This is a genomic window from Allocoleopsis sp., assembly GCF_036703385.1.
Classification (GTDB): Bacteria; Cyanobacteriota; Cyanobacteriia; order Cyanobacteriales; family Coleofasciculaceae; genus Allocoleopsis.
Genome location: NZ_DATNPA010000525.1, coordinates 1 through 14,865, shown reverse-complemented (window position 1 = coordinate 14,865; position 14,865 = coordinate 1). Strand labels below are relative to the sequence as shown.

Sequence of the window (14,865 nt, the reverse complement as noted above, 5' to 3'; positions counted from 1 at the left end):
CCCATTACTCGAGGAAGATTACTCTTGGGCACCTGGCAGGGAATTTATATATGGGAACATCGACGACAAAATCATAACCGTGAAGTCGTTATTCACATCACGGGTACCTAATACCATTGCGGGTCAAAGCAGGTCCCGCAGTCTCTCCACCCCTATCCGTACCGCATGTCTTCCTTTGGAGGGGTAGCGTTGGTCGGATCGAAGTAAACGATTTTCAAGAACTGCAAAATAAAAAGCGATATATATAGAGGATTTAAGAAGACATACCGCCGCCACAAACGTGTAGGTTCTTGCATCAGCCGATAAAACCATTCCAAACCCCAGCGCTGCATGAAAGCTGGAGCTTGAGAGATTCTACCTGCATGGAAATCGAAAGCTGCACCAACCGCCATCACAGGCATGGATAAATCCTGGGAATATTCGTAAACCCATACCTCTTGTCTGGGGCACCCCAAACCGGCAAACACCAGTGCGGCACCACTTTTACGAATCTCTTCAACAATCTGCTGTTTCTCTTCAACCGAGACTTGCCGGAAGCGAGAGGGCTGAGAACCAGCGATGATTAATTTGGGGAAGCGATCGCGAAGATTTTTGGAGAGAGCTTCCAGCGTTTCAGGACGGCTGCCATATAAGTAAATCGGTAACCCTTCTTGAGCCGCACGTTCACAAATCTGTAACATCAAAACCGGGCCACAGACGCGATCAGGAAGTTTCTGTTGATACAGCAAGTTGAGCGCCCAACGTACAGGTTGTCCATCCGGACAGACCAAATCCAAACGATTGAGGCGATAGCGATGGGTTTCATCCAGAACTCCCGTCATCACTCCGTGAACCGCTAGGGCTGAAACCGATAGTTTTTTCCCCTGACGAGCAGCAGCAATGATTTTGTTGACAGCGGCCTCATAATTCACAGCGTCTACCCGAACCCCAAGGACGTTTCGTTTTCCCTCATCAATAATTCTTGGCGTATCTACCGCGATAAAGTTCCTATCTTCTTCGGAATCAATCAAATTCGAGTTACTTGCATTGGTCATGATAGCGCCCCTTGTTTCCATCGCTCGTAGTTGAATTCGTAGATTTCCTGCAAAATCTGCGAGACGTTGTACTGTAACTTCCAGTTTGGATAATGTTGAGAAAATTTGCTATTATCGCTGACCCACCAGATATGGTCACCAATGCGGTTTTGCTCTGAGTAAGTCCACTTGAGTTCCCGCGCAACTATGGTTTGACATATTTCAATCGCTTCTAACATCGAGCAATTGCTATAACGACCACCTCCTGTGTTATATACCTCTGCGACTCGTGGCGCTTTAAAAAACTCATAGAAGGCTTGAATTAGGTCAGCGCTATGGATGTTATCGCGAACTTGTTTCCCTTTATAGCCATAAACGGTGTAGGGCGTGCCCGTAACCGCACATTTCATCAAATAAGCCAAAAAGCCGTGTAATTGGGTACCGGAGTGATTGGGGCCGGTGAGACATCCACCTCGAAAGCAGGCTGTGCGTAGTCCAAAATAGCGCCCATATTCTTGAACCAAAATATCCGCCGCGACTTTTGAGGCACCAAATAAACTATGGAGGGTTTGATCGATTGACATATCCTCCCGAATACCCGATGCGTAAGTATGATTGGGCTCGATTTCCCAACGGGTTTCTAGCTCTACGAGAGGCAAGTGATTGGGTGTATCTCCGTATACTTTATTAGTGGAGGTGAAGATAAAAGGAGCTTCTGGACAGTATTGACGAGTTGCCTCCAACAAATTGAGCGTCCCGTTGGCATTGACCGAAAAATCCGTCATCGGGTCGCGTGCGGCCCAATCGTGGGAGGGCTGAGCAGCGGTATGAATAATCAGGGCAATATGGGAACCATATTGCTTGAAAATTTGGGTGATAGCTTCATTATCTCGAATATCTGCCTGTAGGTGGCGATACTGTGAGCCGAGAGTTTGTTCCAGGCGTTGGCGATTCCATGTTGTTGAGGCGTCCTCACCAAAAAATACGCGACGCATATCATTGTCAATTCCTACCACGTCCAAGCCTTGTTCGGCAAAAAACGTTGTAGCTTCAGAGCCGATTAACCCTGCTGAGCCAGTGATGATAGCGACACCCACGTTTTACTCCCACAATACGGATGGAACAAGCTAAGCAATGGAGGTATTATGACTCGTTTCCCAAGACTAAAGAAATAACATCGACAAACGATTGAGCGGCTGAAGACGGGTTTTTAGAGCTGATGAGTTGTTGAGCTTGTTTGCCCATTGAGTCAATGAGTTCTGGAGAATTCAGAAAACGGCGCATTGCGATCGCTAATTCCTCGGGCTCAAACGGATCAAAAATATAACCATTCTCGCCCTCAATCACCATTTCGGAGGCTCCTGCCCATTTAGAACACAAAACGGGTTTACCAAACACCATCGCTTCAAGAGCCACCATTCCCCATATATCTTCCAAGGTCGGAAATACAAAAACATCCGCCTGTTGGAAGTATTTACCTAAAAGCCCATATTCTACCCAGCCTACCCAAGTTACCTGAGCTTCTAAATTTTGGTTTTGAATAAACACTTCTAGTTCCTCCCGTTGCTCACCCGTGCCAACAATCAGGAGGGAATAATCCTGGTATCCCTGAGATCGAAGAATAGAGCAGGCTTCTAAGAGCGACTGAAGTCCTTTTCTATGTGTAATTCGTCCAACGTATAGGAAGATTGGGCGCTTGAGCCTTTCCTCAACGCTCTCAGCCTTTTCCTTACTTTGCTCTAATGTTGCCACATCCGGCACTAAATAGGTCTTAGTAAAAACCCTTTCTGGCTTCACACCAACCCCCTCAATCAGATACTCTTTAGCCCCGTGACTATTCGCCACGAAAGCATCGGCATAGCGAGACATCACTCCTCGAAAGAGCGAACGAATTTTTGAATCTCGAAAGTCTGAGTTTGGGGAGCTGCCGTCGTAAATGATGATAAATTTCCACTTCCCCCAAGGTTTTAACAGCAGCGCCAAGAGAGTCCATAACGAATAAGCTTGGGCTAAGATTACCTGAGGCTTGAATTGGATTAGGTGTCCAATTATACCAGGAGAGAGGAGCATCAAACGACGGCTGTATCCGGTCGTCTGGGTCACTTCTAACGATTTCATCTCCCCGACGATTTTAATCACATGTGCGCCGGGAACTTCAGGATCGAATCCTGGCCAAACCAGACCCGTATAAAAAATTGTATTTTTAAATACCTTGGTGAACTCTCTCAACACGGGCTGCCAGTAGGCTCCCAGTTCTACGGAAGGCACTAGCCAAGCAATGCGGATATCTTTACTCTCGTCCATCTGGTTGACCCTGAGTTATACACACCCAACCATTTATCTACTGTCTCAAACTACGAGGATGAATCATAAGTGTTGTACCAACAAGCTAACTGAATCGAGCGCATGGGATTGTCAGCTTTCTGCCAACAGCAAGGGGGCTATCGACAGTACGAGCCTACCATTATTTTTCTACTAGTATTTTTACTGATTCATCCGTATTTTTACTGATTCATCCGGTGTTGTCTCCTGCCACCAAGCAGTGAAATCCCTAATAATCGGCGATAGGGAATCAACCAGTAAATCGGCCAGAACAGTCCCCCATGCCTCTGGGCAAAAATTCTCCACTCCCAAAAAGGGTGAAGGACTTGTTCTTTTACGGGTAAACCCTTGGGTTGACTAATCTTTTTGAGTCCCTCACCGATTGCTACCGATGAATCCGCTTCGCTACCAGGCTGGTAGTTCTGGGAACAGGTACCCACATATCCGGGTGCAACCCAGACTGTACAACCTTGTCGCTGAGCACGTAAACCGTAGTCCCAGTCTCCGGCATAGTGGGTGAAAGCTGGCTCTAAGTTACCGACAACTTGAACAACTTCCCTGGGGAGCAGGACACAGTTACCATTGATCGTGTCGCACCGCTTAGCGGCCTCACCCGGCTCCAACAGATCAAATTTAAGCGGTCGCCAACGACTCCGGCGCATTACCCCACCATAGGTTAGGGCTTTTGTATGGGGATCGCAAGTAGACCCAGCAACAATTGCCCGAGGCTCACCTTGATTCCGCAAACGCTGGGACGTTTCCAGAAGGTTGCTCAAGGCGCTCGGTTGAAGCAACGTGTCATTGTTGAGCCAGAGGTAGTAGTCGTAGTCGTGCTTGATGGCTTCCCCAAAGGCGAGGCGCGTTCCTCCATTCCAAAATAGGCTTCCGTCTCCTTTGAGAATCTTTACCTGGGGATATGACTGGGTAACCGCTTCTGCTGTACCATCCGTGCTGCCATCATCGACTAAATAGACATCAATGGTCACCTCGCGCTTGAGTTCTTGGTTAAATAGAGCCTTAAGACAAGCCAGTGTAAGTAGCTTACGGTTATAGCAGGTTAGCAGGGCTGCTATGCGATCGCAGTTCATCAGTTCAAAGGGGTTGCTGCTCGTGGTAACGAGTTACAGTAGTCATCAGATACAGTAAGTTTAATTGATGAATTGTATCGATAGAATTCTACCGCAACTCCCGATATACCCCTAGTGCATCACAAACCAGAAAGTGAGATAAGCCATTATGGAAGATTTTGGTATCATTGTTGCTTGTTGTTACCAAGATTACTTATTTGCCAAGGGCTGTTGTGCCAGTATTAGACATTTTTTGGGCGATGTTCCAATTTGTCTGATTGTTGATGGGACTTTTTCTACTAGCTCCCTGGAAAAGGCATATGGCGTTCGTATCCTCAATCACCAGAATGTGAGCCGTGAGCTGCTACAAAAAAGGAGCTTTGGTTGGGGAAAAACTAAGATGATTGCATTCTGGGAGAGTCCTTGGAAGCATTTTTTAGTGTTAGATGCAGATACGAATGTGTGGGGCAATATTCTGAAATATGCCAATTTCAAGGATTATGATGCCATTATTGACAAACCTCGTTATGGTTATTCTAACGAGATGGTTTGTGAATTCTTCTTTGAAATTTCAGCGATTGAGCAATATTTTCCTGATTTTAACTGGCAAGCTCATCGTAATGATTATTTCTGTACAGGTACCTTCTTTGGAACGCGAGGTATCTTTAGTTTGGAAGAGTATATTGAAATTTTAGATTTCACGGAACAGCATCCGGGAATCTTTAAGTATGGTGAGATGGGTTTCTTGAACTTCATGCTCTTCCGTGCGGCTGATGCTGGGAGAATTCGCTTAGGGCAAGTTCCGATGCAACTGATTGTTCCCGATTTTGAGCGGGAGGAACTGCAAAAGCGATTTCCTGTGGAGGAGACGGGTCCAGTCGTTGAGAATGAAGAGGCGATCGTAATTCACTGGTGTGGCCCCAAGCCAAGGCTGTCCACGTCTCAAGCCTACCCAGAACCGATGAGTTTTGCGCGGCGGCAGTTTCTCCACAAGGAGCGTGGATATACGGGAACCACAGCTGATTTGTGGCTGAAATTTGAAGATTCTTTTAGTCTGCTGAATGTTTACAAGAACAAAATAATTCGCAAATTGTCTAAAAGCAGTCAAAAATTACGGCCTAAGAAATAACACTTAGCTATAGGAAAAAACATAGGTTGTTGGCAATTGACAATCAGGAATGGAGCGTTGGTTGGATTCACCTCCCTTCTCTGTTCCCTGTCTTGGCAGCAGAACTTCATTTTGACCAAAAAAGGAATTGGGAATAGGGAGTAGATGAGAGAACGAGCTATTCCCAAATGTTTCTACTTCAATTCCACTACCTTTGGGATACTTGCCCCCACAAGGCGAGTGGCTCACACCTCAGGTGGGGTAAAAATCCCCTTACTGTTACCTACCTTACTCTCCTTTAACGACTCTCCTCATACCACAAGGTTACTGTCGGGGGACAATAATGTTCCCTACTGGGTCAAAATCTGCCGTGTGGCAAGGGAGTAGCGCTCAATGAATCTGCTAACCTAAGTTTTTAAAGCTGTGAATAATCGTATCTATTGTGAGTTCCATGAATCTGCCGGAAACGACTGCCTATGTCAGGATTACTCAGCACTCCTGGCAACAGGGCAAGATGGAAGGAGAAGTTCAAGCGGCAGAATATAAGTGGCAGTTTCAGTGGTTTTTCCGAAAGGGACAGTTGTCTGTCAAACCCTCTCTGGGGCGTGCACTGATTCAAGAGCCACTGGGTCGGTTTTTAGAGCGATGTGATTACCAGTTAGAGCCAGGAGGAGATTATGCCTTTACCATTCGAGCAGAGTTGTGATTAGATGCTGGAGACTGAGGAATACACATGTTTGACCAAAAAGGGAATGGGGAATAGGGAGTAGGGAGTAGATGAGAGAACGAGCTATTCCCAAATGTTTCTACTTCAATTCCACTACCTTTGGGATACTTGCCCCCACAAGGCGAGTGGCTCACACATCAGGTGGGGTAAAAATCCCCTTACTGTTACCTACCCTACTCCCCATTCCCTACTCCCTACTCCCTTCATGTAGCGCTCGATTAATAGGATGGCGACGATGTCATCTATTGGGCGGGGTGGTTCTCGCAGTCCTTGAGGGATGAGGCGTTGGAACCCTTGGGGGGGATACATTTGCCAATAGCGATCGCGTGCTTCTAAAGTGCTATAACGCTCATCAACTAAAACAATTGGCAGGGACAGTGATAAATCACGTTCAAGTTTCTGTCTCCAACTTTTTGCCGTAGTCTGATCGCCCATCACAATGATTTCAATGGGAAATTGCTGACACAATTGTTGAATCGTTGCGATCGCTTCGGAGGACAGCACAACCTGATGGTACAGGAGCTGCCGCGATTCTCCCATTACAGCTAAACCACACTTATCGCGTCCTGGATCAAAACCTAAAATCAAAGGATTCCTTCCATACCTAACAGCTCATGTTTTAAAAATAACCTGTCCATTTTGCATCGCTACCAGCTGCATTTTCAAGGGGCCAGCGGTGGGGGTCGTTTCTTGGGCGATCGCTTGGATATCGACGGAGTGACCATACTTTTCTAGCTGTTCAATGAAATTAATAACGGTAATAATACGACCATCCCCAACCTGAATACTACCGAGTATCCCTGCACGACGCGCACGGAACTGAGCCGCTGCGAGTAACTGGTCGAGTCGCTGTCGGATTTCTTCGTTGGTCATGGTTGAAGCATCGGCAGAAATGGTAGCCAAGAGTTCGCCTGCCTGGAAGACGACTTGATTGGGGACGGCATCTGCAAAAACTTGTATGTCCTTTTCACCCTCTACATAGTTACCGACTGAGAGAATTCGCACCACATAGTCTTTACCGTCTTTAATCTGATTAATTAACGGCTCAATCTGTGATTTAGCAATTTTGACTAAGGGTTCATCGGAATCTCTTCTAGTCTGTCGAGTGATTTCAACGGCTTTGCGATTGGCCTCTCGTAATAGTTGCTCAACGGCTTGTGGAGCTGCCTTTGGGTCAACAATGCGCACAACACCAAATGCCAGCACTTGACCACGAACCAAAGCCACATTACCCTGGCGTAGGGCTTGATAGTTCTGATAGTACTGCTCTAGGGTTTCTACTTCCTGTCGTAAAAAAGCCAGTTGTTTCTCTCGTTCGCTGAGTTGTTTGTCTCGTTCGGCTAGTTGATTTTCTCGTTGGGTGAGTTCTTGTTCAAGGTCTTTGAGACGAGTTTCTCGTTGAGCGATCGCTGTTTTTAATCTTTCTTCACGTTGTTTGTAGCGGGCTTCACGCTGGACGATAACCTCTCTGAATTCTCGTTCGAGTTGTTTGAGACGTTCTTCACTCTCAGCGATGGCTTTGGCTTGTTGAGCCAGTTCCTGATTGCGTTCTTTGATGGTTTGATTTTTCCGGGCTAGTTCTTGATTGCGTTCCTCAATGGTTTGTCCTCGCTTGGCAAGTTCCTCGTCCCGTTGAACGACGGATTCTCTTAATTGAGCAATTTGGGTCTGAAGTTGAGTAATTTGCTCGTTGAGTTCATTCCGTTGCTGTAACAGCTGCTGGCGTTCGGCTAAGAGTAACTTAATTTCTGAACGCAGAACCGTAGCCTGTCCAGAGATATTCTTCAACTGAGTTTGAGCTTTCTGAAACTGTTGATTAATGGCATCCAGACGCTTCTGGGCTTCAGCCTGTTGGCTTCTGGCTTTAGCCAACTCCTGCTCTACCTGACCTTTTTGGGTATTCAGATTTTGAATATCACCCTGAGCAAGTCGCAGATTTCGTTTAATTTCGTCGAGTCTCCAAAGCCCATCCCGCAATGACCCACTCAGCGCCAACAAAATCCCTAAAGTCGTCGCAGAAATTAGGCCACCGGTGATTACTGTGACTAAAGTAGCTGTTTTGCGGGGACGTAGGTTAAATAAGCTTAACCGCGCCTTGCCCACTTTTGTGCCAATGCGATCGCCTAAGGTTGCGATTACCCCTCCCAACACCAAAATTGCCACAATCAGGATATAGCCGCTGGTCATCGCCTACGCTTAGTCTGTCCAGATACAGCCTATCTCATGGCTGTAGGACATCAAGTTCTTTTTTTGCGACCTACTTGGTAGGAAATTTTAGATGAGCTTTCCACGTCTTCAACCGAAGCGTAGCGTATCAGCGCTAGGGGAACACCCTAAGGGACGTGCTACACGTCCTACCGCAATTTGGAAGCCACCGTGCCTCTTCAACACCAATCCTACGGGCATGATGGTAAGCCGAATAGGGAAACTAGGTGAACTGCTGGCTTAAAACAACCGGGTTGTGGACGGTAATTTTTTTCTTATGAATCGTGATCATTTTTTCTGAGCGCAAGTCTCCCAGTAAACGGGTTACTGTGACACGGGTTGAGCCAATGGCTTCTGCGATCGCTTGATGAGACAGCTTCAAATCGATTGTGATCCCATCCGCCGAGGGGACTCCAAAGTCACGGCACAGAATCAACAAAAAGCTGACCAAGCGCGAACCCATGTCCCGATGAGCGAGGGTCTCGATCATCATTTCTGTTTGCAAAATCCGTGAAGATAGACCCCGTAACATCAACATGGATAGGTCTGGGTTGTCTTTGAGCGATTGCTCCACTTGATCAATGGGCGCAGAGAGTAATTCGACGGGTGTAAAGGCAACGGCGTGATAAAACCGATCAGAGCGGTGACCGGTGATCAGCGACAGAACGCCGAAAACACTGTTTTCTCGTAACAGCGCTACCGTAATTTCTTCCCCAGCTTCGTAAACTCTAGACAGCTTTACGGCACCTTTGAGCAAGAAGTAAACCCTTTCTGCTGGGTCCCCTGGGAAAAAAATCGTTTTCCCCCGCTCGAACGTTTCAACCACTGGTGGAAATGCTCCACCGCCCATCTGACGGAACACTGCTGCTAACGGTCTATTTTGCGTCACGACCATAATTTATATGCTCTCTTGCCAACGCCCTGGCGACTTTGTGTCATTTAATTGCCGGTAAAGCTTGAGACTCCTGAACCGACTTGCTGAAAGCTCTGAATGTATCCAAGAATACTTAATCTGAGTCCAAGCTAGTTTTTTGTACTATTTGCTACATAATTTAGGGAAGATCGGTGGATTGGAAGTTTTAGTGAACCCAGTAATCGGTCAAATCGAGAGCAGACCTTTGGGGTCAAAATACACTGCCATACACTCTGTGACTGCATTGGATTGGAGCCATAATACACCGTCTTACCCTGTATAATCACATTTGACCACTAAGTATTTAAGTGTTCATCCGATTAGCTTTAGGATAAAATATTATGCTTAATTTGGCTGGAAAAAACGCTCTTGTAACTGGCATTGCTAACAATCGCTCGATCGCGTGGGGCATTGCCCAGCAGCTGCACAAAGCTGGAGCCAATTTGGGTGTCACGTATCTGCCGGATGAAAAAGGACGCTTTGAGAAAAAAGTCAAAGAACTGGTAGAACCACTGGCACCGAGTATCTTTTTGCCCTGTAATGTCGCCGACGATGCCCAAGTGGGGGAAACGTTCAATGCGATCGCACAGCAATGGGGCAAAATAGACATCCTAATTCATTGCCTCGCCTTTGCTGGTAAAGAGGCTTTATCGGGAGACTTTAGTAATGTTTCAAGGGCTGACTTTACCCAAGCCTTGGAAATCAGCACATACTCGCTGACTCAACTCGCGGCAGCGGCTAAGCCCTTAATGACGGAAGGGGGCAGTATTGTTACTCTCACCTATCTAGGAGGGGTCAAAGTGATTCCAAATTACAACGTGATGGGAATTGCTAAGGCAGGGCTGGAAATGAGTGTCCGTTACCTAGCGGCTGAACTGGGGCCGAACAATATTCGGGTCAATGCGATCTCGGCAGGGCCGATTCGCACCTTAGCCTCCTCAGCAGTTGGGGGTATCCTCGATATGATTCATCATGTGGAGCAAGTGGCACCCCTACGACGGACTGTTACCCAGATGGAAGTGGGCAACGCAGCAGCTTTCTTGTGCAGCGATTTAGCTAGTGGGATTACGGGTCAGGTTTTATATGTAGACGCAGGTTACGAAATAATGGGGATGTAGATTATAGGGTTGAAGGTTTGAAGGTTGAAGGTTAAAGGTTGAAGGTTTCGACTTGTTAACTAGGTAACTTTTGACCTCACTCTTCTTTAAAGGTATAGGAATTCAGGTTTTATGCAGATTAGTGATAACCCTAAGGGAAATCTGACAGAACACACAGGTTTCAATAGTCAAAACCACGAGACTCGGTTCCCTTCCCGAACGGCAACTGTCAGCCGTACCACGGGTGAAACGGATGTGCAGGTAAGCCTGAATTTGGATGGTACAGGCGCTTGCACTGCCGCCACAGGTATCCCGTTTTTAGACCACATGCTGCATCAGATTTCCTCGCATGGACTGATTGATCTGGACGTGCGGGCAAAGGGGGATGTGGAAATAGATGACCACCACACCAATGAAGATGTTGGGATTACGCTGGCGATGGCATTGGGGAAAGCGCTAGGCGATCGCAAAGGGATTGTTCGCTTCGGTCATTTCCTTGCCCCCCTAGATGAAGCGTTGGTTCAGGTTACCCTCGACTTTTCCGGGCGTCCTCACTTAAGCTACGGCTTGGAGATTCCGACTCAGCGTGTAGGGACTTACGACACTCAGTTGGTGCGGGAGTTCTTTGTGGCGGTGGTTAATCATAGCCAGATGACGCTGCACATTCGCCAACTTGATGGGATTAACTCGCACCACATCATTGAGGCAACGTTCAAAGCATTTGCACGGGCAGTGCGGATGGCGGTAGAAATTGACCCACGTCGCGCTGGGATGATTCCTAGTTCTAAGGGTGTGCTGTAGGGTTGGGAGAAGTTTTTTAAAAATTCTTGAGCGACTCGATCTCTCGCGTGACAATCATCTGCGGGATGTGCAAATCTGCTAGATCAAACGCTAATCCTAAACCATCACAGGACTTGACAATTGCCAGACTTAAACCCTGTACGAACGCTTTTTTGAGATGGTGTGTCAATGGGGCTAGAAACTGAAACAAAATTCCTAATCATTAAGACCTGTTTTGAAAGTCTCCTTTCATTCTGGAGTTTGAGCGGTACGCTCATGAATGTCTCTTGCGAAAGTCGATTTTCGCCCCCCTAGCCCCCCAATTCTGAGGCGATCGCTCCTCATTTCCACACTCTGGCGGGTTCAGCTTGCAAAATCCCGATCAATGTTCGGGTCACAAATTCTAGTTCCTGGGGAATGGGATGCAGGGGGAGATATTCAGTCACTTGGTGGGTATCTCTGTGAAACATACCAAACTTCCAGATCTCACCTGTGGAAACTGCCCCATAGAGAATGGGCATCGCATGGTTAACCCATTCATCTAGTGCAATCAGTTCAACAGCTAATTGGGTAAATCCTTTAGTCAGATCTGATTGCTTGGCTTCGATAATCAACAGATTGTAGGGGCTGGGAATATAGTAATCGAGAGATCCTTTAAGCCAATTGCTGACGCTGAGAGAATACTCGATATTGAGGGGATAGTTAAGTTGATCGCAAATTTGATCAATCACTGGAAAAATGAGCGCTTCCCGTCGCGCTTGTTCTGTTGTTGTATTCACTCGTTTTAGGCGTCGTTTTAGACTCTCAGAGAGGGCGTGTAGCCACTCCAGAGGAGCTTCTGAGTAAGGCAGATTGGTGACATCGGTGCGCTCTAAGGTACATCCCAAATCCGCCAGAATATCTTGGGGGGCATAGGGCAAGTCAAAGTACTTGCTAAACGTATAGGAGCCATTTGGGTCAAGAACTCTAGGACGCATAGGGTATCCGCATAAGCATTGGCAATATGACTAATCTCAAGCCTTGTCACAATAGTAGCGCCCTCTCTCATTCTCTTGGCTGGGCGATCGCTGGTTCTTCTTTGAGAAATGAATGCCAATGCTACGGTTAAAATTGGAGTGTTTGACGAGGGGGTAAAATTCATGTAACTACCCAGGTCTATGATCATGATTTTAGCCCCAAAGCCACTGTAATTCCCTATGGAATTTTCCTTCCAGAATTAATGGAGAATTAACTAGCAATGGTCACTTCTACCCCTGTCTTAGATCAATCAAAAGCCTTCTCCTTAGAAGACTATATGCTCCATCCCCCTGATAATACGGAGTGGGTGGATGGGCAACTGGTGGAGAAACAAGGAATGACAGCTAAGCACAGTCGGGTTCAAGCTAGACTCGCTCGGTATTGGGGGAACTACAAGGATGACAGTGGTCAGGGGGGAGACGTTTACACTGAAGCCTCTTGCTGGACAGGAACACGGGGTCGTCGTCCTGATGTTTCCTACCTCACACCGGAACTTGTCGCGCAATTTGGCGACTTTACCGTACTGCCTCAGAGTTTTTCACTCATTGCAGAAGTAGCATCCCCGGATGATAGTGCTGAAGAATTATTTGCTAAAGCCAGAGAATATTTACAATCCGGTTGTCAAGAAGTCTGGCTATTATTTCCTGAAAGTCAGTTAGTTTTGATTAATGGTCAACAACGCTGGATATTATTTAATGCGGGCGAAGTAGTGAGTACTCAAGCTGTTTTACAAGGTTTCAGTATTGCAATCAATGAACTCTTGGCATAAGAGAATATGAATGAATCTGAAGAAGCGGTTTTAGAATTAAGCGCGATCGCGTTTCAACTTCATTTGTGCGATATGTAGGAAAAAGTCAACTTTGAAGAAGGTGAAGAATAGACGCGTTGGAGCCGCAACCTCTCTACTGCATTGCCCATTCATCAGAAAAATGGGTTTGAAACCCCGTCCTTCCTAGAAGGACGGTGAGGATGTCAAGCACCAGACTCTCTATACTGCATGATTTTCACAGAAATCATCGGCAATACTTTGGAAGCCACTTGAGAAACTCCAAACTTCCATTTGAGGGATTGGGGTAACTCTTGCCAAGAAATAGGCACAAAACCAAAGCGAGTATAAAACTCAGCTAACCTGCTGCCTAGACATTCCAGATAGATTGGCTGGGTTGCCTCCTGAATGAGATGCTTAGTCAAATAGCTGCCTAACCCCCGTCCTCGCCAAGCGGGTGTGACGACTAAACTCCCCAGTTCTTGCGCTTCAGGGAAGTTACGCAACTGTCCACATGCAACTACACGCCCCTCGCATTCAATCACCCAAAACTGTGACCAACGCAACTGGGTCGGATCAAGTTTGGCACTCAGCACTAACTTCCGAATAGCCCAGATATCGCCAGCCAAAGCTCGACGAAGAATACATCCTGGTGGTAGGCTAATCGGCATTCAGTTTGCAGGGTAGGAACCTGGTAAGCTGCGGGAGAAGATTATGCAATGTTTTATGCACATCAGCTTAATATAGCAAGCTGCTCAGTTATTTTCCTCCAGAGATGAAGGCTTTGGTGGACCACAGTCGTCCGGTAAGTCATCGAGAGTCACAGCCAATGCTCTACAAAGCGCTTTCATTTGGAGAATGGTTAGTTCCGGCTGATATTCACCCCTCTCCCAGGCGCTGACAGCTCTTTGAGAGATGGGTTTAGTTCCAGTTTTGTCAGGAATTTGCCGAGCGAGTTCAGCCTGAGTTAAACCTGCCTGAATCCGTAGCCTTTTCAAGGGCGATGCTGGTTCCTCTGGTTTGAGTCGTTCTTGTGACATGGCAGCACTGTTTGATGAGAGGTGACTAAGTCCTTTGGGCAAAATCTGGACAAAACGCGAGCCAACACTAGGGAATGAGTAACAGAACTTCTGCATAACCTCCCTAAAAAGAGGGGTTAATGTATAGTCTGTAGCTGAAATATCTGAAATTGATGAAAATCGTGCGTAAGTCCTAAATTAACAGAATCGATCGCCAGTTTTTGAAACGTAATCTTAATAGACAAACCTAAAGGAGCGATCGCACCTTAGCGCAGAGCGGTGCGGATTGAGCTTAGACTTGATAAGTAGCTCTTAGCCTCAGCAGCACGTTCACCCATAGACGTGTAAAATCTTCTCGACAGTCGAAACTGGTAAACCCGTGACTGAACAGGAAAATTTGCTCGGTTCTCAATGTCGCCAACCTCGATTACCGATTCCCCCACCGCTGATGATGTCGGAGGAAGGCTCTTTTGCCTACTTCACCCTGCTCCAGCGTATGCCAGCTATTGTCCAACGGGTGATCGATGAAAACGACTTCCCCTCATCAATCGTGGAAAACCTGGAAAGCCTGATTCAGGAATTGCCGAATGGAATTGTGCGTTTTCTCAATGACCAAGGGTCAGATGTGACGGCGTGGAATCGATATCTCGAACCTTATGTCGGAAAACCCTGGATAGACATTCCCTGGCTTTTTGCAGAGATATACTTCTATCGTCGTATCCTTGAGGCAACCGATTATTTCCGAGAAGGTAGCTACCAAGGTGTCGATCCATTTGCCCTGCAAAAACGCAGAGGTTTGGAAACAACAATGGTTTCCATCCGAGAACTAAG

The 14,865-nt window shown here is 46.8% G+C and carries 19 protein-coding genes; 8 read left to right on the top strand and 11 right to left on the bottom strand.

The window, feature by feature from the left end; genetic code table 11:
* A partial coding sequence (locus V6C93_RS25505) for a YjbQ family protein (protein ID WP_349262837.1) occupies positions 1-111 on the top strand: 111 nt, incomplete at its 5' end.
* A 41-nt stretch (positions 112-152) separates the two neighbouring features.
* Here the strand turns inward: V6C93_RS25505 and V6C93_RS25500 are convergent.
* From V6C93_RS25500 to V6C93_RS25485, 4 genes are all read right to left on the bottom strand, one after another.
* On the bottom strand, positions 153-959 hold the full coding sequence (locus tag V6C93_RS25500; RefSeq protein WP_349262836.1) for a WecB/TagA/CpsF family glycosyltransferase: 807 nt from the start codon (positions 957-959) through the stop codon (positions 153-155).
* Between the two features lie 71 nt (positions 960-1,030).
* Positions 1,031-2,110 carry an NAD-dependent epimerase/dehydratase family protein gene (locus V6C93_RS25495; protein ID WP_333479473.1) on the bottom strand — a complete coding sequence of 360 codons (1,080 nt, stop codon included), beginning with the start codon at positions 2,108-2,110 and terminating at the stop codon, positions 1,031-1,033.
* A gap of 46 nt (positions 2,111-2,156) precedes the next feature.
* Positions 2,157-3,317 (bottom strand): glycosyltransferase family 4 protein, encoded by a 1,161-nt coding sequence (locus V6C93_RS25490; protein WP_333479472.1) that lies wholly within the window; start codon positions 3,315-3,317, stop codon positions 2,157-2,159.
* Between the two features lie 200 nt (positions 3,318-3,517).
* Positions 3,518-4,423, bottom strand: coding sequence for a glycosyltransferase family 2 protein (locus tag V6C93_RS25485; protein WP_333479471.1), 906 nt, complete (start codon positions 4,421-4,423; stop codon positions 3,518-3,520).
* A gap of 148 nt (positions 4,424-4,571) precedes the next feature.
* On the opposite strand from V6C93_RS25485, the gene V6C93_RS25480 reads away from it, so the two are divergent.
* Together V6C93_RS25480 and V6C93_RS25475 are read left to right on the top strand one after the other, a co-directional pair.
* Positions 4,572-5,531 carry a hypothetical protein gene (locus V6C93_RS25480; RefSeq protein ID WP_333479470.1) on the top strand — a complete coding sequence of 320 codons (960 nt, stop codon included), beginning with the start codon at positions 4,572-4,574 and terminating at the stop codon, positions 5,529-5,531.
* Positions 5,532-5,952: 421 nt separating this feature from the next.
* The gene (locus V6C93_RS25475; protein WP_349262835.1) at positions 5,953-6,216 is read left to right on the top strand and encodes a DUF3146 family protein; all 264 of its coding nucleotides are present in this window, start codon (positions 5,953-5,955) and stop codon (positions 6,214-6,216) included.
* A gap of 189 nt (positions 6,217-6,405) precedes the next feature.
* Here the strand turns inward: V6C93_RS25475 and V6C93_RS25470 are convergent, their stop codons facing one another.
* Both V6C93_RS25470 and V6C93_RS25465 read right to left on the bottom strand, forming a co-directional pair.
* Positions 6,406-6,825, bottom strand: coding sequence for a pre-16S rRNA-processing nuclease YqgF (locus tag V6C93_RS25470; protein ID WP_333479468.1), 420 nt, complete (start codon positions 6,823-6,825; stop codon positions 6,406-6,408).
* Positions 6,826-6,849: 24 nt separating this feature from the next.
* Positions 6,850-8,424, bottom strand: coding sequence for a DUF3084 domain-containing protein (locus tag V6C93_RS25465; protein WP_333479467.1), 1,575 nt, complete (start codon positions 8,422-8,424; stop codon positions 6,850-6,852).
* Between the two features lie 91 nt (positions 8,425-8,515).
* Between V6C93_RS25465 and V6C93_RS25460 the strand changes: the two genes are divergently transcribed.
* The gene (locus V6C93_RS25460) at positions 8,516-8,686 is read left to right on the top strand and encodes a hypothetical protein (protein WP_333479466.1); all 171 of its coding nucleotides are present in this window, start codon (positions 8,516-8,518) and stop codon (positions 8,684-8,686) included.
* Here the strand turns inward: V6C93_RS25460 and ntcA are convergent.
* Positions 8,666-9,337, bottom strand: coding sequence for a global nitrogen regulator NtcA (ntcA, locus tag V6C93_RS25455; protein ID WP_333479465.1), 672 nt, complete (start codon positions 9,335-9,337; stop codon positions 8,666-8,668). The genes V6C93_RS25460 and ntcA overlap by 21 nt on opposite strands.
* A gap of 359 nt (positions 9,338-9,696) precedes the next feature.
* Between ntcA and fabI the strand changes: the two genes are divergently transcribed.
* Complete coding sequence (fabI, locus tag V6C93_RS25450) at positions 9,697-10,473, top strand: enoyl-ACP reductase FabI (protein ID WP_333479464.1); 777 nt, start codon at positions 9,697-9,699, stop codon at positions 10,471-10,473.
* A 111-nt stretch (positions 10,474-10,584) separates the two neighbouring features.
* Positions 10,585-11,253 (top strand): imidazoleglycerol-phosphate dehydratase HisB, encoded by a 669-nt coding sequence (gene hisB / locus V6C93_RS25445; RefSeq protein ID WP_333479463.1) that lies wholly within the window; start codon positions 10,585-10,587, stop codon positions 11,251-11,253.
* A 16-nt stretch (positions 11,254-11,269) separates the two neighbouring features.
* On the opposite strand, the gene V6C93_RS25440 is transcribed toward hisB, so the two are convergent.
* Together V6C93_RS25440 and V6C93_RS25435 are read right to left on the bottom strand one after the other, a co-directional pair.
* The gene (locus tag V6C93_RS25440; protein ID WP_333479462.1) at positions 11,270-11,443 is read right to left on the bottom strand and encodes a hypothetical protein; all 174 of its coding nucleotides are present in this window, start codon (positions 11,441-11,443) and stop codon (positions 11,270-11,272) included.
* A 130-nt stretch (positions 11,444-11,573) separates the two neighbouring features.
* Positions 11,574-12,209 (bottom strand): hypothetical protein, encoded by a 636-nt coding sequence (locus V6C93_RS25435; protein ID WP_333479461.1) that lies wholly within the window; start codon positions 12,207-12,209, stop codon positions 11,574-11,576.
* Between the two features lie 260 nt (positions 12,210-12,469).
* Here V6C93_RS25435 and V6C93_RS25430 point away from each other — a divergent pair, with 260 nt between their 5' ends.
* Entirely contained in the window at positions 12,470-13,018 is a 549-nt protein-coding gene (locus V6C93_RS25430) for a Uma2 family endonuclease (protein WP_333479460.1), read from the top strand.
* 203 nt (positions 13,019-13,221) lie between these two features.
* Here V6C93_RS25430 and V6C93_RS25425 read toward each other — a convergent pair whose 3' ends face one another.
* Together V6C93_RS25425 and V6C93_RS25420 are read right to left on the bottom strand one after the other, a co-directional pair.
* Positions 13,222-13,686 carry a GNAT family N-acetyltransferase gene (locus V6C93_RS25425; protein WP_333479459.1) on the bottom strand — a complete coding sequence of 155 codons (465 nt, stop codon included), beginning with the start codon at positions 13,684-13,686 and terminating at the stop codon, positions 13,222-13,224.
* Between the two features lie 84 nt (positions 13,687-13,770).
* Positions 13,771-14,055, bottom strand: coding sequence for a helix-turn-helix transcriptional regulator (locus V6C93_RS25420; RefSeq protein WP_333479458.1), 285 nt, complete (start codon positions 14,053-14,055; stop codon positions 13,771-13,773).
* 358 nt (positions 14,056-14,413) lie between these two features.
* Here V6C93_RS25420 and V6C93_RS25415 point away from each other — a divergent pair.
* On the top strand, positions 14,414-14,865 hold a 452-nt coding region (locus V6C93_RS25415), incomplete at its 3' end, for an ARMT1-like domain-containing protein (protein ID WP_333479457.1).